Genomic DNA, 20,335 nt, shown 5'->3' on the forward strand with positions numbered 1-20,335 from the left:
ACGTCGGTGAGCGGTCAGGCCGGTACGGAACGGTGGCGCGCGGAACGTCTCGACGAACTCCTGCGCGAGCTGCGGCGCCAGACGTCCCGGCCCGCGGGCCCCGAACTCAGCGACGTCTTCGCCTGGTTGCACCGGCAGACCGGTGCGCAGGCCGCGCTGATCAGCGGCGAGGGCGAGGTCGTCGCGGCCACCGAGCGCTTCCCCCTCGACGTCCTCGAACCGCTGGAGCCCCTCCTCGCCCGGCTGTCCGGCGGACAGATGGCCGCGGCGGCCGTGGAGGTCGGCGCGCGGCAGGTCCACCTCGAAGCCCTCGGCCCGGGCGGGCCCCGGCCGGTGCTGGTGACGGCAAGTTCCGCGCCGCTGAGCCGGGAGGTGGTGTCGCTCGCCTCGCACACCGGCAGCGTCGCCGCGCTCCTGGCCCGCGCGCGGCAGGACGGCGAGGTGTCCCGCGGCTACCAGGGGAAGGCCCGGCAGCTCAGGTTCGCCGTGTTCACGGCCCTGCTGACCGGCGACCTGGCCCTGGCCCGCCGCATCACCACCGAGGCCGTGCCCGCGCTGCTGGACGCGGACCGCCTGCGGGTGCACGTGCTGCACTGCTCGCCGGAGGACCGCGACCGGATCGCGCAGGCCCACCAGGACCCGTCGGGCTACCACGGCTCGGGCCTGATGGTGCACTGCCCGGCGTTCGAGGAGCACCTGATCTGCCTCGTCCCCGAACCCCCGGACCGGCCCGGGGGCGACGGCACGTCCGGCCACCCCGGGCCGCCCGGGCCGTCCGGGCGCGGCGGCGGCCATGACGAGGTGCTGCGCCGCCTGGTCGACGAGAACCCGCACTACCTGCTCGGCATCAGCGGCCCGCACCCGCTCCACGCGACGGGCGAGGCGTACGGGCAGGCCCTGCACGCCCTGGCCGTCGCCCGCAACTCCCCCGACCGCGTGGCCGCCTACCGGGGCCAGGCGCCGCTGACGGGTCTGCTGCCGCGCCCGGAGGCCGTCGTCTGGGCCCGCGCCGTCCTGCGGCCGACGCACTCCCTGCCGAAGCTCACCGTCGAGGTCACCCGCCTCGCCCTGACCTTCTCCCGGTGCGCCGTCGCCCGCCTGCTGCACATCAGCCGCAACACCGTCACCGCCCATCTCAGGCGCGCCGAACAGGCGCTCGGCATGGACCTGGACGACATCCGCTCCCGCGCCGTGCTCGACCTGGCGCTCAGTCTCGCCGACCCGCCGCCCGACGCCGCGGCCGATCCGGAACGGCCGGGGCCCGCGCTGGCGGAGCTGCTGCGCACCGCTCCGGCCGTCGCCTGGGCCGAGGAGTTCCTCCGCCCCCTGCGGCAGACCCGCCACCGGGACCTGCCCGCCACCCTGCGCGCGTGGATCGACGCCAACGCCGACGCCCAGCGGACCGCCCGGCACCTGGGCATCGGCCGCAACACCGTCCGGGCCCGCCTCCGCACCGCCGAGCGCCTGCTCAACCGCGACCTGCTCACCACCGGCTCCGGCGTCCACGACCTGGTCCACGCCCTGACCATCACGGGTGCCGCGCCCGCCGGTTGAGCACCGTGCACACCCGGCGGCCGGAATCGCGCACCGTGCACCCTGGTCCGCCCGCCCGCCCGTTCCTTACCGTGGTCTCGCCCGAAGGGGGGGCGGGAAGGCTCCGGTCACGTGGCTCCTACGTGGCCGGGGCCTTCATGGGGCCCTCATGGGACCTTCATGGGGCGGCGAACGGGGGGCCCGCCCGGTGCGGCGGTGGTTTCAGTGGCCGCGGGGTGCGTACATGATCAGTGCCATCCCGGCCAGGCACACCGCCGCGCCGGCGAGGTCCCAGCGGTCGGGGCGGTAGCCGTCCGCGACGACGCCCCACGCGATCGACCCGGCGACGAAGATCCCGCCGTAGGCGGCCAGGACGCGGCCGAAGTTGTCGTCGTGCTGGAACGTGGCCACCACCCCGTAGAGCCCGAGGGCGACGGCTCCGGCGCCGGTCCAGACCCAGCCGCGGTGTTCGCGCAGGCCCTGCCAGACCAGCCAGGCGCCGCCGATCTCGAAGAGCGCGGCGACGGCGAAGAGGGCGACGGAGCGGGCGACGAGCACGGCGGAGCCTTCCGGTCGGGCGATCGTGGGCACGCCCCGACCGTAAACCGTCCGCCGGGACGACCCGCACGGCGCCCGCGCGCACCTCGACACGCCGCACCCGAGAGGGAGACACGAGGCACCAAGAGCCCGCAAACCCCACGAAGGAAGGATGAACGACCGAAAGCCATATCCACCGGGCAAAGGTCTCGTTGGCGACGTATGACCTTGCCACACTCCGCGCACGAGCCGCGCCCCGAGCGGAAAGGGGGCCCGCACACGTGACACACGACCCCCGTGTCTGCCCGTGGACCGCGGCGGACGAGACACATCTGCTGACCTGGCCCGATCCCGGGCCCGACGCCGATGCCGACGCCGCGCTGATGGGCGGGTGGCTGGACGACGACTGGGACAGCACCCGGCGGCTGCGCGCCCCCGCCGCCGGCACCCGGGTGGTCGGCATCCCGGCGCCCCGGTCCTCCCGGGAGAACCCCGCCGCCCGGCACCGCCGGCGGCGGGAGCCCGCCGCGCGCCGCGTCGAGTGGTCCCGCCTGCGGTATCTGCGCTGGGTCAGCCTGCTGCTGGCGGCCCTGGCCACCGCGCTGGTCGCCATGCTCAGCGTGCTGGGCGGGCTCGTCTCCTACGACCCGCTGCGGGACGCGGCGGCCTCCGCCACCTCCCCCGCCCTGACGTCCTGCTGGCCGCTGCTGATCTACGGCCCGTGGCTGGTGGCGTCCCTGTCGATCCTGCGCGCCGCCCTGTACCAGCGGCACACCAAGCACTCCTGGTCGGTGGTGATGGTGTTCTCCGGCTTCGCGGTCGTCCTGTGCGTCTCCCAGGCGCCGATGACCGTGACCGGCGTCGCCGTCGCGGGCATCCCGCCGATCTCCGCCCTCGCCGCGTTCCAGCAGATCGTCCGCCAGATGACGCTCGGCGGCCCGGCCCGGCACGCCCACCCGGGCGCCCACAAGCGGAGCGCCCGGCCCTGACCGCTCTCCGCGAGGCGGCTAGAGCCGCCGCTTGCGGGCGCGCCAGGCCACCGTCGCGAGCAGCAGCAGGGCGAGCACGAGCAGCGCCAGGGGCAGGACAGTGCCCACCAGCCACAGGGCGCGGGCGGCGGATTCGGCGTAGTCCGCCCGGTCCCGCACGCTGTCGCCGGTGAGGCGCACGTCCACGTCGGAGACGGGGAACAGCGTCACCGCCCCGGCCTCGTCGGTGGTGTGGGCGACCAGGACGCGGCGCTGCTCGGTGTCGACCACGACGCCGGTGTCCGCGTCGACCCAGACCCGCAGGTCGGTGGTGGACGTGTAGGTGAGCGGCACGGTGTCGGGCAGCGCCGCGAGCCCGGCGGCCTCCGGCCGCTGGTCGGCCGGGAGGGCGGCGGCGATGCCGCTCACGGCCTCCTTGGGCAGCGCCGGGGGCAGGTCGGCGGAGAGGTCGGGGTCGGTGAGCGGCCCCTCGGCCCGGATCCGGTACACGTACGCAGTGCGGCCCGCCACCGACTCGGTGCCGTCGTGGACGGCGTCCACCTCGGTGCCGGTGGCGAAGTCCCACCACCGGTAGTCCCGCTGCTCCGGGTCCAGCGGCCATCCGATCACCAGCCCGCGGTGCGGCTCGGCGTCGCTGCCCTCCGGCACCGGCCGGTCGTCCAGGTCGCGGCGGTCCAGGGCCCAGCGGTTCCTGACGTCGGCGAGCTGCTCGCCGTCGGGGCCGTTCAGGGTCTGCCGGTCGGAGACGGTCGCCGTGTCACCGCTGGTGTCCTCGACCTTGACGCGGCGGTCCACGGTCACGGGCACGTCCCGCAGGAACGCGTCGGCCAGATCGCCGGACTCCAGGGCGGAGGCGTTGAGCAGGGACGCCTTCCCCTCGTAGGCGAGCGTGACGTCGAGGTCGGACGGGACCTGGTCGATGGCCGGGTAGACCGCCAGCCGGGTCACGGCCGAGGCCGCCAGCAGCAGGGCTGCCGAGCCCGTGAGGACCCAGGTGGACTTTCGCATGTGTGCCTCCTGTGCGGGCGGCTGCCCGACGCGGCGGGCCGGGTGTCCGTCACCCCCGGTCACCCCACGAGGGGGGTATTCAGCACCATAAGCACGTTTCGCCCGGATCGCCCCTTCACCCGTGCGGCTCCGCCGCCGGGCCCGCGGACCGGCCCGTTGCACCGGGCCGCGACCGGCGAGGCGCGATACCCGGGTTCCGGGACCGGGCCACCGCCCCCGCTTTCCGTGGCAAGGTGTTCCGGCACAGGGAGCTTCGAGCGGGCAGCGGGAGGCGGCGCGGTCATGACCGTTCCGGACGACGACGGGAGAGCCGGTCCGAGGCGTCCCGCCCAGCGGGCCGACCTGCTCGGCGGGCTGCCCGACCTCCCCGACCTCGGGATGTACGTGGTGGACGACCGCGGCCGGATCATCGACGTGAACGCCCGCGCCGAGGCGCTGCTGGGCCGGAGCGCCGGGAACCTGCTCGGCGAGGACGCGCACGACCTGCTGCACCGCGACAGCACCGGGCAGACCCTCCCCCGCGCCCAGTGCCCGATGATGCACGCCTTCCTCGGCCGCCGGACCGTGCAGGCCGACGAGGGCTGGTTCGAGCGCGGGGACGGCACCCCGCTGCCGATGGCGTGGCTGGTCACCCCGTGCCGGATCGGCGAGGAGACGGTGGGCGCGCTGGTCGTCTTCCACGAGACCGTCCCCGGCGGGGGCTCCGGGGCCGCCGTGGGCGTCGGCGGCACCGACTGGGAGCGGAGCGACCCGTCCGTGCCGCTGTCCGAGCTGGACCGGCTGGCGCTGCTCGCGGAGACCACCACGCTCCTCACCTCCACCCTGGACATCGACGAGGCCCTGCGGCGGCTGGTCCGGCTGTTGGTGCCACGGCTGGGGGACTGGGTGGTGATCGACCTGATCACCGAGCAGGAGGAGGTCTGGCGCACCGCCGTGGTCGGCCACGAGGACGGCGTCCTGGTCAACCGGGAGGACCTCCAGGGCCCGATGCCGCCCGTGCCGCAGGAGTCCCCGATGCCCCTGTCCCGGGCGCTGCGCGGCGCGGCCCCGTCCCTGGCCGGTCCGGAGAACTACCAGGGGCCGCCTGACTCGGGCATCGCCGTCGCGCAGCAGGCCCTGTTCCGGGCCACCGGCATGCACTCCGCGGCCATCGCGCCGATCCGCGGCCTGCGGGACGTGCTCGGCGCCCTGACCCTGGGCCGCTCCACCCGGCCCGGCGCGTTCGGCGGCGCCGAGCTGTCCCTGCTCAACGACATCGCCCGCCGGGCGGGGCTGGCGCTGGACAACGCGCGCCTCTACCAGCGGCAGCGGCGGGTCTCGGAGACCATGCAGCGGCATCTGCTGCCGCAGCTGCCCCGCGTGCCGGGCCTCGCGATGACCGCGCGCTACGTCCCCGCGCCGCTCGCCTCCCAGGTCGGCGGCGACTGGTACGACGCGTTCGTGCTGTCCGACGGGGCGACCGCCCTGGCGATCGGCGACGTGGTCGGTCACGACCTCGACGCCGCCGCCGGGATGGCGCAGGTGCGCAACATGCTCCGCGCCTACGCGTGGTCCCACGAGGAGCCGCCGAGCAAGGTCGTCGACCGGCTCGACCGGGCGGTCGTGCACCTGGCCGAGGCGTCGATGGCCACCCTGGTGTTCGCCCGGATGAAGCGGGCGGCGGACGGCCGGTGGCAGGTGTGCTGGACCAACGCCGGGCATCCGCCGCCGCTGCTCATCGACCCCGACGGGCGGTCGCACTTCCTCGAAGCCGGCTCCTCCCTGCTGCTCGGCACCGGCATCACCGCCCACCGCGCCGACGCCACCGCCACGCTGCCGCCCCGGTCCACGCTCGTGTTCTACACCGACGGCCTGGTCGAGTCCCCCGGCACCTCCATCGACGAGGGCCTGACCCGCCTCCGCCGGGAGGCCAGCGCCCTGGCCCACCACTCCCTGGACGCGTTCTGCGACCGGCTGCTGGCCCGGGTCCGCCCCGACGCCAACGAGGACGACGTCGCCCTCCTCGCCGTCCGCGTCCCCGGCCCCGCGCCCGGCTGAGCCCGGACCGGCGGCCCGGCGCTGTCACCCCGACGGCCGGGCGAGGAGCGCTGACCGTCGTCGTCGGCGGCAGCGCGGCGATCCTCCGCGCGTGTCACGGCGGACGGCGTCCGCGGTGGTGAGGATGAGCGCCGATGGACCGACCGTCCGGGCCACGGGAGGCGGACAGCGCCTTCGTGGTGCCCGGCGCCGTCGCGTCGGCGGCGGTGGACCCCCGGGGCGTCGTCACGGCGTGGAGCCGGGGGCGGCGGAACTGCTCGCGTCGCCACGGAAGACGCCGTCGGGACCCCGGGCGCCGGCCTGCTCGCGGAGGACGTCTCGGAACTCGTCCGCCGCTGTGTGGCCGGGCCCTGGGGCTGGAGCGGCCCGCTGGCACTGCGGCACCGGGACGGCGGGGTGGTGAGGACGAGCGCGCGGGCGCTGCCCCTGGTGGACGGCGCGGGCGGGTACCAGGGGTTCCTGACGGCCGCGCCGGAGGAGTCCGCGATGGTGGCGTGGGCCTTCGCGGACTCCCCGCTCACCCCGGCCGTCCACGGCCTCGACGGACGGATCCCGCGGATGAACGCCGCGCCCCGGCGGCTGCTCGGACCGGCGGGCCGGGAGGTGCCCGGGGACGTCGTGGACGACGTGCGCCTGCGGGCCCAGGCCGGTCGGGAGCCCTCGGCGCCGGCCTTCTCGGACTCGGTGGTGGACGTGCTGCGCCGTGGGCAGGACCGGGGAGCCGATCCGCTACGAGGTGTCCGCACCGACCCCCGGCGACCCCCGGGTGACGACCTGGGCGGTCACCATGTCACCGATGCGCGATCCGTCCGGCCGGGTGCGCGGCGTCTTCACGGCCGGGTCCGACATCACGGAGCAGGTCCTCGCCCGGGAGCGGAGGTGCCGCGCGAGATCGTCGCCCGCGCGGACACCGAGGCCGTCGAGGGCTTCGGGGCCGCCGTCCGGCAGGCGGGCCCGCCGACCGCCGACGGCAAGGGCACGTGGCAGGACTCCACGTACGAGAACCTGGTGCAGTACCACGACGGGTTCCGCACCGGCCTGATCGGCACCCCCGAGCAGATCGCCGTCCTGCTCGGCTTCCTCCACCGCCAGGAGGAGGTCGCGTACTTCGGGTCCCGGGTGCTGCCGCTCGTCCGCGAGCCGGAGGCCGACGACCGCCCGGCCCGGCTCGTTCCCGTCCGCCGGCCTGGCCCCGGCCGGACAGCCGGGCTGAGCGCGTCGGTAACGCTTCTCCCGCGTCCTGCCAAGTACAGGTGTCAGGCAGGACCAGGAGAGGACACCCTCGCGTGAACACTCGCGTGAACATGAGCAACAGGAGCCGGGGCGGGCCCGCCGCGGCGGCCCGGGACCCGGGCGCGTTCGAAGAGTTCTACCGGCGCCACATCGACGCGGTGACGGGGTTCATCGCGCGCCGTGTGGCGGACCCGCACACGGTGGCCGACCTGACCGCCGAGGTGTTCCTCGCGGTGATCGACTCCGGTCACACCTACCGGCCGCAGCGGGGCAGCGAGCGGGCCTGGCTGTACGGCGTGGCGCGCAACGTCGCCTCGGCCGAACGGCGCCGCGCCGCCCGCGAGTCGCTCCTCACCGGCCGCATCGCCGGGCGCCGTCTGCTGGAGCCGGACGACATCGCGCGGCTGGAGGACAAGCTCGCCGCGCAGAGCGACGGCCGCCGGGCGCTGGCCGCCCTCGCGGACCTGCCCGAGGGGGAACGGGCCGTCATGGAACTCATCGTCGCCGACCAGCTCACCGTCGCGGAGGCCGCCGCGGCGCTGGGCATCCGGTCCGTCACCGCGCGGGTGCGCCTGCACCGCGCACGCCGGACGCTGCGCGCCGCCGCGCAGGCGTCCCCGGCCGGCCACCCGATCGTTTCGTACTCCGGGAGCGAATCATGACCACGACCTTCGAGGACCGTCTGCTGACCGAACTGAAGCGCGAAGTCGCGCTGGCCGCCGCCGGGGAGCGCCGGCCGGCGGCCCGCCGCCGGCTGGTGACCCCGGGCCGGGCCGGGCTGGGCCTGGCGGGCGCCGCCGCCGTGGCCGCCGCCTTCGTCCTGCTGCCCGGCGGGGCGGGCACCCCCGCCTACGCGGTGGAGCGCACCGGTGACGGCGGCATCGTCGTGCACATCTCCCAGTGGCCCGAGGGCGCGGAGGAGGTGGACGAGTTCGCCCGGATGCTGCGGGACGCCGGGGTGGCGACCGTCTCCAACCCGCCGGAGGGCTACCTCTGCCGGCCGTTCGACGACGATGCCGCGCCCGGGGCCCCCGGGAAGCTGCCGCCGCCCCCGCCCGGCGCCGACACCGCGGCCTTCACCAGCGTCGCGGGCGGGGCGACGGTGATCGGTCCGGAGGTGGCGCGGGCCCACGCCCCCGACGGCGGGGAGCCCGGCGACGGGGAACAGGGCACGACCGGCGGCGAGGCGGAGGACTTCACCTACCACCTGGACGACGGGGACACGGTGATCCTCACCGAGGGCGGTGGCGCCGGCTCCATCACCTTCATCGACGGCGCCTGCGACCCCGTCCCGGACGCCGGATGACCGACGGTGACCGACCGCACGGCTGACCGGCTGACGTGGCCGGGATGACGCGGGCGGGATGACGCGGGCGGGCCCCGCCGGTTCACGCCCGGCGGGGCCCGCTCGCGCGCGCCGGACAGCGGGCGCCCGGACAGCGGGCGCCCGGCGTCAGGCAGCGTCCGGCCACGGCGGGGGGCGCAGCGTGAGCGAGATCCGCCGCCGTTCCGGGTCGACGGCCAGGACCCAGCAGGAGATCTCCGACCCGACGGGGAACTCGCTGCCCTCCGGCGCCTCGGACGGGTGCAGCAGCGCGTCGACGCCCTCCGCCACCCGGACGAACCAGCCGAACGGCAGGACCCGCACCACCGGCCCGGTGATCCGGTCGCCCACGTGGACCCGCGACAGCGTGACGTCCCAGGGATCGGGCCGGGTGCGCTTGAACGACAGGGTGACCCGCTGCCGCTCGGCGTCGATGTCCAGCACGTGGACGTCGACGAGGTCCCCGAGCTCGACCGGGAACTCCCGGGCGTCGCTCCACTCGTGGGACCACTCCAGCTCGGTGCGGTGGACCAGGCCGTCCAGCCGGGGCCCGTCGAAGTCGATCTCCTCCAGCCCGGCCGCCTCCGCGAACGAGACGAAGACGCCGAACGACACCTTGTTGGTGACCGGACCGCGGAACCGGGTGCCGACCTGAAGGGTGCCGCTGCTCCACTGCCCCGGCACCCGCTCCACGACGACCCGCTGCAGCGGCCGGTCCATGTTGATGACCCGGACCCGGACCCGCCGGTCCACGAGCTGGCTCAACGCCTGCCGCACGTGCGCCCGGCTCGCCGGCAGCAGCGCCGTGCAGCCGGGGAACTCCGGGAAGGAGACGATGAGTCCCTTGCCGCTGGGCAGCACGCGGGTGACGTCGGCGGCGAACGTCTGCCGCGCCCGCCAGCGGCGGTCGAGCTCGGCCAGGGTCTCCGCGACGTCGGCGTCCTCCGGCGCGGTCTCCGTGTCCGCCGCGAACTCGGCCAGCCGGTAGACCCGGCCGCTCATGTCCCGGATGTCGACCGCCGCGCGGCCGGTGGGAACGCGGACGGGCCCGGTGGACAGGTCCACCACCATGCGCGTCGTCACCGGCTCCGCGCCGTGCCGCACCACCGTCACCAGCTTCGGCGTCACGGCGGGCACCGGGATGGCCACCCGGCGGCGCCCGCCGATCAGGCCGATCTCCAGCGTCTCGCCGTCCCGGTGCAGACCCAGCAGCGTGTCCGGCAGCAGCGCCATCGCGTCGTGCAGCAACTCGTCGTCGACGCCCCCGGCGGGCCAGTCGAGCTTCGGCCGGGGCAGACCGGCCGCGCCGCAGAGCTGGGCGAGCACCCAGGCCGCCGAGCCGGTGAACACGTCGGCCGGCAGCCGCGAGAACGCCCCCGCCACCCAGGTCAGGATCCGGGTGCGGTGGTCCCGCGCCACCGAGTGGACGACCCGCGTCAGGATGCGGTTGACGACGGGCCCGAAGTCCGGCTCGGTGACGTACGCCCAGCACAGGCTCTCCTCCAGCCGCAGCAGCGGCGCGAGAGCGGCCGTCTCGTCCTCGATCAGGCCGCGCAGCGCCTCCCGGTCCGCGGCCAGGCCGTCGTCGGCCAGCGCCCGGCGCAGCCTGCCGCGCAGCGCGGTGACGAAGCCCGGGTCGAGGGCGAAGCCGTCGGCCGCGGCGCTCTCCACGAACCACGCGGAGCACAGGACGCCCTCCACCCCGAGGGTGCCGGGCGGCAGCAGCGCCCGCCGCATGCGGCGCAGCAGGCGGTACGGGACGAGCGGCGGCGTGCACAGGGCGGCGGCCAGGACCAGCAGTCCGGGGTCGGTGACGCCCGCCAGGGGCTCCTCCAGACGGCGGCGCAGCTCCGGGGAGAGCAGGCCGGCCGGGTCCCCGCCTGCCGTCATGTCCTGATCACCCGCCATGTCGTGCGGCCGGCCTCGCGCAGGCCGGGCGGGTCGCCCAGCCACAGCACGCGGGCGTGGTGGCCCTTGCGCTGGAGTTCGGCCGTGAACTCCTCCAGCTCGCGGCCCCGCTGCGGCAGGTTGTCGCCGAAGCTGCCGCTGATGAGGAGGACCGTGGACGGGCGGGCGGGAATCTGGAACGGCCGCCAGGTCCACACCGGGCCGCTGCCGCAGCCGCCGCGCAGACTGCCCCGGAAGGCGCGGACCTGGAGCCCCCCGGCCGCGAACAGGCCCTGCACCAGGAGGACGAGCTGCCGCACGTCACCGGCGTACGGGCCGATCAACAGGCTGGTGTCGTACAGCAGATGCAGCGGCGGGCCGGTCTGGTCCTGCTCCAGCCGCGGGGCCCGGGTGACCGGCAGGGCCAGGGCGAGCTGCCGGACCAGCTCGTCGACGTCGATCTCGGCGCCGCGCACCGGCCGCTTCAGCAGCGTGTGCAGGGTGGTGGCGGCGGTGCGCGGGTCGATCACGGAGTGGGTGGCGGACGCCGGGGCCGGGGCGTCGGCCGGGAGCGGCGGCGGCACGGGGTCGTACCGGGGGGCCGGGGCCGGCACGCGGTCGCCGTCCAGGACGAACGGGGTGATGTGGCGCGGATCGGGGGTGCGCGCGCGGCGGTGCCGGGCGCCGGGGCGCCGGCCGTGCGGGCCGGGAGCGCCGCCCGGCTCGCCCGGCCCCCGGGCGGTGTCGTCCCAGTCCACGGCCGCGGCGTCGAGTTCGGCGTCGCTGAGCAGGGACCAGCCGTCGGTCCGGCCGCGGGTGAGCAGCGCGTCGTCCGCGGGCGCCCCGGCCCCGGGCTCGTCGCCCGCGGCGTCGGGGTCGGCGGCGGCCGGTGCCGCCCCGCCCGGCCCGGCGGAGCGGGCACAGCCCACGTAGGACAGCGCCAGGTCCAGCTCCGCGCCCTCGAAGTGCCGGCTCCTCGCGAGGATCCTGAGCGCGTCGGCGAGCTCCATCGCTACCACTCCAGCAGCCTGGAGCTGCGGACGTCCCGTTTCTCGATGATGAGTTGCTCGACCGTGGACCACTCCTCGCTGTCCAGGCCGATCCCGAGGGCGAGCAGGGTCTGCACCAGGTCGAGGAACTCCGCGGTGCTCGCCGGCCGGCCGGTCTGTTCCCGGTGCTCCTGGCCGGTGACGCGCTTGGCGAGCAGGGCGATCTGCTGCCGGGCCTCCTCGGGCAGGTCCTGGCCGCCGAAGTGCCGGCCGGCGATCTCGATCAGCCTGTCCGCGTCGGGCGGCGGGATGGACAGGGCCACGCAGCGGCGGACGAACGCGCCGGGCAGGTCGCGCTCGTTGTTGGTGGTGATGAGGACGATCGGGCTGCCGGGCAGCCGCCCCTCGTCGGCCCGCACCAGGGTCTCGATGGGCGGGACGAAGAACTGCCGGCTGCCGAGCGGGACGAGCAGCCCGTTGCAGAACGAGCTGTCGGCCTTGTCGATCTCGTCGATGAGCAGCACGGCGCCGGGCCTGGCCGGGGTGTGGTCCGGCAACTGGACGGGCGGGGCGGCGGGGACGAAGCCGTCCGGTCCGGCCGCGCCGGGCGGGGCACCGCGCAGCCGCGCGGTCTCCGGGCTGAGGCTCCACCACAGCGGGCCCGGCTCCAGGTAGGGGTGGGCCAGGTCCCGGCCGCGCTCGGCGTTCAGCAGCCCGAGCTGGGCGTCGTTGAGCCGGCGGACCGTGTCCATCCGCCACAGCAGGTGCTGCGGGTCGGCGCTGTCGGTCACGGTGAACTCGAAGTAGTCCAGGGCGAGATGACGGGCCAGATAGCCGGCCAGGCTGGACTTGCCGCAGCCGGGCGCGCCGGAGAGCAGCAGCGGACGGCCCGTCACCAGCGCGACCTTGACCGCCGTGACGATCTCCGGCGAGGTGACGTAGACGCGCCCGTCCCGCGTGTCGCCGCGGCGCGGTACCCCGCTCGCGTCCGGCGGGACGGTCGGCAGCCCGTCGACCGCCGCCAGCAGCTCATCGAGCCCGGACTCGCCGCTCATCGGCGGCTCACCACTGGTCTAGTCGTCACTGTCAACGGCGATGTCCTCCCCTATCAGCTTCGCCGTCCGGCTGACGTACCTGCGGGCGCTGCGCTCCTGGCCGTCGTCCAGCCCGCGATACGCCTGCGGCGCGTCGAGTTGCTGCCACACTAGGCTCTCCTTCCTGGCCAGCGCGACGAAAACGACGCCGGGAAATCGGCCGCGCAGGGCGCCGAGCACGCTCGCCGCGGTGCCGGGGCGCAGGTTCTCGCAGCGGAGCAGGACGAAGACGCCGCCGCCCAGGGAGTCGAGTTCGGCGGCGATCTCGTCCGGGGAGTCGCGCGCGGACAGGTGCAGCAGCCGGCGCAGGGTGGTGTCGTAGCGCTCCAGCAGCTCGGCGTGGGCGGCCTCCCCGACGGCGTCGGGCAGGCGCTGCGTGGCGTATTCGGGTGCCGCGCAGGTGGCGCGCTGGACGACGTGTTCCGCGAGGCGCAGCGCGGGGGTGGTGAGGGCGAGGACCCTGCGGTGGGCGGGGAGTTTCGTGACGTCGGCGACGATCTTGGCCGCGTCGAGGTCGACCCACAGCGGCAGCGCGCGGCGTACCACGCGGGTCCGGGCGCCCTCCTCGTCGATCAGATCCGCGAGTTGCACGATGGCCTGGGACGCCGGGGCGAGGTCGGCGCCCAGCATGGCGGAGGCCACCGCAAGGTGGGGGTCCTCGCGCGCCCGCGCCCAGTCGTCCGGGCCGAATCCGAGGCGTTCCGCCACCCGCCACAGCCGCTCCTCCGAGATGCCGGAGATGTACTCCGCGAAGTCGTGGATCCAGCGGGCGGCGGGGGTGGCGGCGGCCGGTGGCGGCGCCTCGGGGAGGCGGTGCGTGAGCGCCTCGGTGACCTCCCGGGCGACCGTCTCGGCCGCCGTCCGGTTGAGCTTGGTGGTGGCGGGCCGCAGCGTGACCAGGGTGTCGAGGCCGACCGGGGCGCCGAGGCCGCTGGCGGCGAGGTCCCGTTCGGTGACGCCGCCGAGCAGCACGGGCAGCACGACGTGGGTGTCGCCCATCTGGAGCCGCCACATCAGGATGGTGGCCTCCTTGCGGACGTAGGCGGCGTCGAGCGCGTCGAGGTCGATGAGGAACACCGCGATGTCGCAGCGTTGCAGGGCCACGTGGATCTTCGGGTCGAACGGCTCGCCCGGGGGGAGCCGGCCGCGGTCGATCCACACCTCGAACCCGGCCGCCGTCAGCCCGGTCTCCAGCAGGCGCAGCAGGGTGGCGACGAACTTCTTGCGGTGGCGGTGCCTGTTGAGGGTGTCCCCAGGGCGCAGCTCCGAGGGGGTGCGCAGCCGCGAGCTGTGGCTGATGAACACCCGTGGCGGATACGCGGTCGATGCCACTCCACGGCCCCCCGTCCGGCGACGCTTCCCCCGTCTCCGGGAAGTGTATTGCCCCGCTCAACTCCCGGCGCGGCGGCCGAAGACGAGGGCGACCAGGGCCAGGCCCGCGACGCCGCCGAGGAGTTGCGCGCCGACGAAGCCGGGCACCGAGGCGGGGTCGATGCCCGCGAACGTGTCGCTGAAGGCGCGCCCGGCGGTGACGGCCGGGTTGGCGAAGGAGGTCGAGGAGGTGAACCAGTACGCCGCGCCGATGTAGGAGGCCACGGCCGGTGCGGCCAGGGCCAGGCGGCCGGTGCGGGCGAGGCCGAAGATCAGCAGCACCAGCCCGGCGGTCGCCACGACCTCGCCCAGCAGCAGGTGCCCGGCGGACCGCTCGTGCGCGGACCACTCGACGGCCGGCAGGTCGAACATGGCGTTGGCCAGGATCGCGCCGCCGATCGCCCCGGCGGTCTGGGCCGGTATGTAGAGCGCGGCCTCGCGGGCGGTGACGCCGGGCCCGCCGCGCCGGGCGGTCCACCACTCGGCCAGGGTGACCACGGGGTTGAAGTGCGCGCCGGAGACCGGGCCGAGGAGGGCGATGAGCACGCCGAGGCCGAAGACGGTGGCCAGCGCGTTGGCCAGGAGCTGGACGCCGACGTCGTCGGTCAGCCCGGTGGCCTGGATGCCCGAGCCGATCACCACCGCCACCAGGGCCGCCGTGCCGACCAGTTCGGCCGCCGCGCGGCGCGGCAGCGGCACGCGCGGCGGTGTCGCGCCGGGCGCGGGCGCGGGCCCGGTGGGGTCGGCGGGCTCGGTCCGGACGTCGGCAGCGGTCATCGGGGGCTCCTCGGGTGGGCGTCTGTCGTCGGTGGGGGTGGTCAGGGGCAGGCGCGTCTGCGCTCGGCGTGCTCGCGGGCGGTGGCGGCCAGGCCGGAGAACCGGCCCGCGAGGCCGTCGAGCACCTCGGGCCTGAGCCGGTAGTAGGTGAACCGGCCGCAGGGCTCGGTCTCCACCACTCCGGCCTCGCGCAGCACGCGCAGGTGGTTGGAGAGGTTGGTCTGCTTGGCGCCGGTCTCCGCCACCAGGTGCGTCGTGCACAGGGTCTCCCGGGCCAGCAGGGCGACGATCCGCAGCCGCAGGGGGTCGGCCAGGGCCCGGATCAGATCAGTATCGACTGACGTCAGCATGAGCTGATACTGTCACATCAGTGGACGGTGATGCCAGGCCCGGGCCGCCGTGCGCCGTTTCCCGCCGATTTCCCGCGTTTTCCCGCCGAACTCCCGCCGAAGGAAGAGCCGATGACCGCCACACCCGCCGCCTCCGTGCTGTTCGTCTGCGTCCACAACGCCGGGCGCTCCCAGATGGCCGCCGGTTTCCTCACCCACCTCGCCGGCGACCGCGTCGAGGTCCGCTCCGCCGGGTCCCTCCCGGCCGAGCAGGTCAACCCCGCGGCCGTCGAGGCGATGAAGGAGGTGGGCATCGACATCTCCGCCCAGACCCCGAAGGTGCTGACCACCGAGGCCGTCCAGGCGTCCGACTACGTCATCACCATGGGCTGCGGCGACGCCTGCCCCGTCTTCCCCGGCAAGACCTACCTCGACTGGGCACTGGAGGACCCGGCGGGCCAGGGCCTCGACGCCGTCCGCCCGATCCGCGACGCGATCAGGACCCGCGTCGAGGCCCTCATCACCGAGATCGACACGAAGACCGGGGCCTGACCGGGGCCTGAGCCGGGCCGCGCGTCACCGCCCGGCGGGCGGCTGTCCGGCCCGGACGGTCTTCCCCGCGCGCCCGTACCGGCCGCCCCGGCGCTCGGCGAGCCGCGCCACGCGGCGCGGGCGGGGCTGGGTGGTGCCGCGGTCGGACACCTGGCACACCAGCACGTGGGCGCGGAGCAGCCGCACGCGGTACGGGCCCTCGGCGTGGCGGACGGCGTGGGTGAGCGGCTCGCGGACGATCAGCTCGGTGCCGATGCCCAGGTCGTCCCGTCCCCACGCGTCGAGCTGCCGGAGCACGGCCTTGCGGACCTCGCCCACGGAGGCCGGGTCGCCGGGTCCCCTCGTCGACGTCCGGACTCCTCGGCCCGGTCAGCCCGTTGGCGCCGAGGGCGAGGACGCCGCCGGGTTCGAGCGCCGCCTCCGCCCCTCGAACGGCATGCCGCCCACCCCCGAGCGGCGGCCGGCGCGCAGTGGCGCGAGACGGGGTCCCGGACGGCGTACCGGCACGCGCCGCCGACGCCGCCGACGCTGTCGCGGTGCCGCGGTGCCGCGGCTCGGTCCCGGCGGCCGGCCGCCGCACCAGGTCGTCCAGACGGGCGAGCAGCTCCCCCGGGTCCGGCTCCGGATCGGCCGGCGTCCGCACGGCCGTGCGCAGCCGCCCCATCGTGGCGGTGGTGGCGTGCAGGGCGTGCCCGATGACGTCCCCGGCGACGAGCGCCACCCGCGGTGACGGCAGCGGGATCGTGCCGAACCAGTCGCCACCCCCTCCGCCGACCACCCGTCAGCGCCGCCATGTCGTCCGGCCCCGACGGCTCGCCCGGCTCGCTCCCTGCGCCCCGCTCGCCACGAGCTGCTCCGGACGATCTGCCCATGACGGCCAGGTGCGCCGGATCGCCGGACCGGCCCGGCGCGCGGGGCGGCTCTCAGAGAACTCACAGGGAAGTTCAGGCCGTTCACAGCGGCGGGGCGCACACTCGCAGCCGATGAGCACTCTCAGTCCCGCGCCTCCCCGGATGCCGCGCCCGCCCGTCGGGCTGCGGCTCCGTCAGCATGTCCGGGCCAGGGCCGCCGAGTTGAGCGCCTTCGGCGTCGTCGGCGGCGTCTCCTACGTCGTCGACGTGGCGGGCGGCAACGCTCTCGCCTTCGGCCTCGGCCTCGGTCCCCTCACCAGCAAGGCGTGCGCCACGGTCGCCGCGACCCTGGTCGCCTACGCAGGCAACCGGTACTGGACGTTCCGCCACCGCGACCTGGGCGACGCCCGGCGGCGCTACCCGGTCTTCTTCCTCCTCAACGCGGTCGGCCTGGGCATCGCGATGCTGTGCCTGGCCGTGACCCGCTACGGCCTCGGGCTGGACGGCCCGCTCGCGTACAACCTCTCGGCCAACGTCGTGGGCACCGGGCTCGGCACCGTCTTCCGGTACTGGTCGTACCGCCGCTGGGTCTTCACCGAGAGGAGACCCGGGACCGTCGTGACGCGCGGCACCCCCCGCCCCGCCGACCGCGCCCGGTCCTGACGGCGTCACCGGCCCCGCGTCCGCCCCCGCTCATCCGCCCGGCTGTCCGATCCACCGGAAGGTCCCTTCCCCCCACCATGTCCTCCCCCGGCACCATCACCACCGACCTCGCCCCCGGCGCCACGGGCGCCCCCGCACCGGCCGCACCACCCCCCGCCGCGGCGGCAGGTGTGGCGGTCACCGGCCGGGCAGCCCCCCTGGGCGCGGCCCGCGCTGCTGGCCGTCGCCGCGCTCGCCGCGCTGCTCTACGCCTGGAACATCACCACCAGCGGGTACGCCCTCTACTACAGCGCCGCCGCCCGCTCCATGACGGAGAGCTGGACGGCGTTCCTGTTCACGTCGTTCGACCCGTCGGCCGCCGTCACCCTCGACAAGATCGGCGGCTTCCTGTGGCCGCAGGCGATATCCGCCCGCGTCTTCGGCTACAGCCAGTGGTCCCTGACCCTGCCGCACTGCGTCGCGGGCGTCGTGACCGTGCTGGTGACGTACCGGATGGTGCGCCGCTGGCAGGGTCCGGCGGCCGGGCTGCTCGCCGCCGTGCTGATCACCCTCACGCCGCTGCTCGCCTCGCTGTTCGGGCACCCGCTGATCGACGGGCCGCTGACGATGTGCCTGGTGCTCGCGGCCGACCAGTTCCAGCGGGCGGTGCGGGACGGGCGGCTGCGCCCGCTGCTGCTCGCCGGGGTGTGGATCGGCCTCGGCTTCCAGGTCAAGATGATGCAGGCGTGGCTGATCGTCCCGGCCCTGGGCCTGGCCTACCTGCTCACCGCCCCGATCGCGCTCCGCCGACGGGTGCGGCACGTGCTGGTGGCGGGCGTGGCGACGCTCGCCGTGTCGCTGTCGTGGGTCGCGCTGATGACGCTGATGCCGCAGGACGCGCGTCCCTACGTGGACGGCTCGACGAACAACAGCGCCGTCGCCATGGTCTTCGGCTACAACGGCGTCGGCCGCATGGGGATCGACCTGCCCGGCGCCGTCAGCACGGCGGACAGCCACACGGGCACCACGCCGACCGCGCCGACCGCGCCGACTTCGGGGGCCCCGTCCGGCACCGGCCCCGGCGCCGCCGCGTCCGCGCCGGGGCAGACCAAGGCGCGGGCCGAGGGCGCGGAGAGCTGGCTGAAGCTGGTCGACGGGCGGTTCGACACCCAGATCGCCTGGCTGTTCCCGATCGCGCTGCTCTCCCTGGCGTTCGGCCTGGCCCGGCGCCGCCGCGCCGAACCGTACGCCGACCAGGCCAGGGGCGGCTACCTGATGCACGGCGGCTGGCTGCTCGTCGCGGGCGGGGTGCTCAGCGCCATGGACGCCGTCCCGCACACGGGCTACGCGGCCGTCCTCGCCCCGCCGCTCGCCGCGCTGGCCGCCGCCGGGACCGTGGCCATGTGGCGTGCGCGCCGCCGCTGGGTGCTGACGGCCGCGATCGCCGTGCAGACCGCGTGGGCCTGCCGCCTCGTCGCCGACCACCGGGACTGGGTGCCCTGGCTGATCCCGCTGCTGATCACGGCCGGTCTCGTCGCGGTGGCGGCGCTCACCTGGTCCGCCCGGACGCCCCGCCCGGACGCCCCCGACGCCGGGCGGCGACGGCGGCTGCGGCGGCGCGTCGCGGTGGCGGGCCTGGTCGCGGGCTGCGTCGCGATGTACGCCGCGCCCGCCGTCTGGTCTCTCTCCGTGCTCGACGAGGACTACGGCGGCTCGGCCTTCGACGCCGAGGCGGGCCCCGCCGAGGAGGCGGGCCGGGGCGGGCTCCAGGCGCCGCCGCAGGTGGCCGCGAGCGGTCCCGGCGCCGCCGTCGCCGACGAACTCTCCCCCGAACAGGAGGCGTTGCTCGCCTACGTGACGGCGCACAACGACCCCGGCACGCGCTTCACGTTCTCCACGGACGACTGGATGGTCGCCTCGCCGTACATCCGGGCGACCGGCACCCCGGTCCTGCCCCTCGGCGGCTTCAGCGGCCAGGCCACGGTGTACACGCTCGCCGAGTACCAGGCGCTCGTCGCGGACGGCGAGCTGCGCTTCGCCGTCATCGGAGGCGGCCCGGCCGCCTCCGGCCCCGCCGCCCCGGGCACGGGCGCCCCGGGCACGGGCGACGACACGTCCGAACTCGCGCGGATCACCGCGTGGGTGACCGCCACCTGCGCCGAGGTCGCCCCCGCCGAGTACGGCGCCGCGGAGCGCGCGGCGCCGGAGACCTCCGGCGGCACCGCGACCGGCTCGCCCACCCTGTACGACTGCTCCTCCGAGGAAAGGTGACCCCCACATGACCGAGATCCCCCCGCCGTGGGCCGACACCCCGCTCACCGTGGTCATGCCGACGTACAACGAGGCGGAGTCGCTGCCCGGCACGGCGGCAGCCGTGCTGGCGCTGCCGCTGCCCGGCCTGCGGCTGCTGATCGTGGACGACGACAGTCCCGACGGCACCGGCGAACTGGCCGAGCGACTCGCCGCCGCCGACCCGCGGGTGAGCGTCCTGCACCGCACGGCCAAGGACGGCCTCGGCCGCGCCTACGCGGCGGGCATGACCACCGCGCTGCGGGCCGGGGCGGGCTACGTCGCCCAGATGGACGCGGACGGCAGCCACCGCCCCGAGCACCTGCCGGAGATGCTCGGCGCGGCCATCTCCACGGGCGCCGGGCTGGTGGTCGGCAGCCGCTACGTGCCGGGCGGGCAGCTCGCCGCCGACTGGGGCCCGCACCGCCGTGCCCTGTCCGCCTGCGCCAACCTCTACGCGACGACCGTGCTCGGCGTGCCCATCCGCGACCTGACGGCCGGTTACACCCTGTGGTCCGCCGCGGCCCTGAACGACATCGACCTCTCGGGGGTGCGGTCCGCCGGGTACAGCTTCCAGGTCGAGACCAAGTTCCTGGCGGTGCGGGCCGGCCACAAGGTGGTCGAGATCCCCATCCGTTTCGAGGAACGCGCCCACGGCACCTCGAAGATGGACTTCGCCACCCAGCGCGAGTCCGCCGTGCTGCCGCTGCGCCTGCGCTGGACGCACCGCCACCGCGGCGCCGGTCTGCCCGGTCCGCTGCCCGCCGCGCGCCGCGTCGCGGCCGGCCGCCCGGCGGCCCGGCTGTGACCCGGGCCCGGCGCCCCTAGAACCCCTCCGGCCCGCCGGCCAACCCACCCCTCGAATCCGTCGGCGGGCCGGAGGGGTTCTAGGG

At 75.8% G+C, this 20,335-nt stretch carries 18 protein-coding genes and 2 pseudogenes; 10 read left to right on the forward strand and 10 right to left on the reverse strand.

The annotated features are described in order from the left end of the window. Positions 1-6: 6 nt before the first annotated feature. Entirely contained in the window at positions 7-1,554 is a 1,548-nt protein-coding gene (locus ACSNOC_RS04455; RefSeq protein ID WP_436745898.1) for a helix-turn-helix domain-containing protein, read from the forward strand. Positions 1,555-1,755: 201 nt separating this feature from the next. On the opposite strand, the gene ACSNOC_RS04460 is transcribed toward ACSNOC_RS04455, so the two are convergent. Continuing rightward, a complete protein-coding gene (locus tag ACSNOC_RS04460) occupies positions 1,756-2,091 on the reverse strand; it encodes a YnfA family protein (RefSeq protein WP_436745915.1) in 336 nt (111 codons plus the stop codon). Positions 2,092-2,351: 260 nt separating this feature from the next. Here ACSNOC_RS04460 and ACSNOC_RS04465 point away from each other — a divergent pair, with 260 nt between their 5' ends. Continuing rightward, a complete protein-coding gene (locus ACSNOC_RS04465; protein WP_436745899.1) occupies positions 2,352-3,059 on the forward strand; it encodes a DUF2637 domain-containing protein in 708 nt (235 codons plus the stop codon). Between the two features lie 18 nt (positions 3,060-3,077). Here ACSNOC_RS04465 and ACSNOC_RS04470 read toward each other — a convergent pair whose 3' ends face one another. Beyond that, entirely contained in the window at positions 3,078-4,067 is a 990-nt protein-coding gene (locus tag ACSNOC_RS04470) for a porin PorA family protein (RefSeq protein WP_436745900.1), read from the reverse strand. 282 nt (positions 4,068-4,349) lie between these two features. On the opposite strand from ACSNOC_RS04470, the gene ACSNOC_RS04475 reads away from it, so the two are divergent. The 4 genes and pseudogenes from ACSNOC_RS04475 (at position 4,350) to ACSNOC_RS04490 (ending at position 8,643) form a co-directional block, all read left to right on the forward strand. Then, positions 4,350-6,104 carry a SpoIIE family protein phosphatase gene (locus ACSNOC_RS04475; protein WP_436745901.1) on the forward strand — a complete coding sequence of 585 codons (1,755 nt, stop codon included), beginning with the start codon at positions 4,350-4,352 and terminating at the stop codon, positions 6,102-6,104. Between the two features lie 885 nt (positions 6,105-6,989). Beyond that, positions 6,990-7,394: pseudogene (locus tag ACSNOC_RS04480) on the forward strand (hypothetical protein); the annotation flags it as partial. 14 nt (positions 7,395-7,408) lie between these two features. Further along, positions 7,409-7,999, forward strand: a complete 591-nt coding sequence (locus ACSNOC_RS04485; RefSeq protein ID WP_436745902.1) for an RNA polymerase sigma factor — start codon at positions 7,409-7,411, stop codon at positions 7,997-7,999. Further along, positions 7,996-8,643: a hypothetical protein gene (locus ACSNOC_RS04490; protein ID WP_436745903.1), complete on the forward strand. Its 648-nt coding sequence runs from the start codon at positions 7,996-7,998 to the stop codon at positions 8,641-8,643. Before ACSNOC_RS04485 ends, ACSNOC_RS04490 begins: the two co-directional genes overlap by 4 nt. Positions 8,644-8,790: 147 nt before the next feature. Here ACSNOC_RS04490 and ACSNOC_RS04495 read toward each other — a convergent pair whose 3' ends face one another. The 6 genes from ACSNOC_RS04495 to ACSNOC_RS04520 form a co-directional block, all read right to left on the reverse strand. Beyond that, on the reverse strand, positions 8,791-10,551 hold the full coding sequence (locus tag ACSNOC_RS04495; RefSeq protein ID WP_436745904.1) for a S1 RNA-binding domain-containing protein: 1,761 nt from the start codon (positions 10,549-10,551) through the stop codon (positions 8,791-8,793). Then, entirely contained in the window at positions 10,548-11,558 is a 1,011-nt protein-coding gene (locus ACSNOC_RS04500) for a hypothetical protein (RefSeq protein WP_436745905.1), read from the reverse strand. The genes ACSNOC_RS04495 and ACSNOC_RS04500 overlap by 4 nt, the downstream gene beginning before the upstream one ends. A gap of 2 nt (positions 11,559-11,560) precedes the next feature. Then, positions 11,561-12,592: an AAA family ATPase gene (locus ACSNOC_RS04505; protein ID WP_436745906.1), complete on the reverse strand. Its 1,032-nt coding sequence runs from the start codon at positions 12,590-12,592 to the stop codon at positions 11,561-11,563. A gap of 18 nt (positions 12,593-12,610) precedes the next feature. Continuing rightward, positions 12,611-13,936, reverse strand: a complete 1,326-nt coding sequence (locus ACSNOC_RS04510) for a toll/interleukin-1 receptor domain-containing protein (protein WP_436745907.1) — start codon at positions 13,934-13,936, stop codon at positions 12,611-12,613. Positions 13,937-14,020: 84 nt separating this feature from the next. Next, positions 14,021-14,779, reverse strand: coding sequence for an aquaporin (locus tag ACSNOC_RS04515; RefSeq protein WP_436745908.1), 759 nt, complete (start codon positions 14,777-14,779; stop codon positions 14,021-14,023). Between the two features lie 41 nt (positions 14,780-14,820). Then, complete coding sequence (locus ACSNOC_RS04520) at positions 14,821-15,129, reverse strand: ArsR/SmtB family transcription factor (RefSeq protein ID WP_436745909.1); 309 nt, start codon at positions 15,127-15,129, stop codon at positions 14,821-14,823. 111 nt (positions 15,130-15,240) lie between these two features. Between ACSNOC_RS04520 and ACSNOC_RS04525 the strand changes: the two genes are divergently transcribed. Beyond that, a complete protein-coding gene (locus tag ACSNOC_RS04525) occupies positions 15,241-15,660 on the forward strand; it encodes an arsenate reductase ArsC (protein ID WP_436745910.1) in 420 nt (139 codons plus the stop codon). Positions 15,661-15,684: 24 nt separating this feature from the next. Here the strand turns inward: ACSNOC_RS04525 and ACSNOC_RS04530 are convergent, their stop codons facing one another. Together ACSNOC_RS04530 and ACSNOC_RS04535 are read right to left on the reverse strand one after the other, a co-directional pair. After that, complete coding sequence (locus ACSNOC_RS04530; protein WP_436745916.1) at positions 15,685-15,978, reverse strand: hypothetical protein; 294 nt, start codon at positions 15,976-15,978, stop codon at positions 15,685-15,687. Between the two features lie 43 nt (positions 15,979-16,021). Continuing rightward, a pseudogene (locus tag ACSNOC_RS04535) lies at positions 16,022-16,438 on the reverse strand (SpoIIE family protein phosphatase); the annotation flags it as partial. Positions 16,439-16,643: 205 nt separating this feature from the next. On the opposite strand from ACSNOC_RS04535, the gene ACSNOC_RS04540 reads away from it, so the two are divergent. The 3 genes from ACSNOC_RS04540 to ACSNOC_RS04550 all read left to right on the forward strand — a co-directional run bounded on the left by ACSNOC_RS04540 (position 16,644) and on the right by ACSNOC_RS04550 (position 20,250). Beyond that, positions 16,644-17,174, forward strand: a complete 531-nt coding sequence (locus tag ACSNOC_RS04540; RefSeq protein WP_436745911.1) for a GtrA family protein — start codon at positions 16,644-16,646, stop codon at positions 17,172-17,174. 168 nt (positions 17,175-17,342) lie between these two features. Further along, on the forward strand, positions 17,343-19,424 hold the full coding sequence (locus tag ACSNOC_RS04545) for a glycosyltransferase family 39 protein (protein ID WP_436745912.1): 2,082 nt from the start codon (positions 17,343-17,345) through the stop codon (positions 19,422-19,424). Between the two features lie 7 nt (positions 19,425-19,431). Continuing rightward, a complete protein-coding gene (locus tag ACSNOC_RS04550) occupies positions 19,432-20,250 on the forward strand; it encodes a polyprenol monophosphomannose synthase (protein WP_436745913.1) in 819 nt (272 codons plus the stop codon). The last annotated feature ends 85 nt before the right edge of the window (positions 20,251-20,335 follow it).

Source organism: Streptomyces sp. URMC 129 (assembly GCF_051386415.1).
GTDB lineage: Bacteria > Actinomycetota > Actinomycetes > Streptomycetales > Streptomycetaceae > Streptomyces.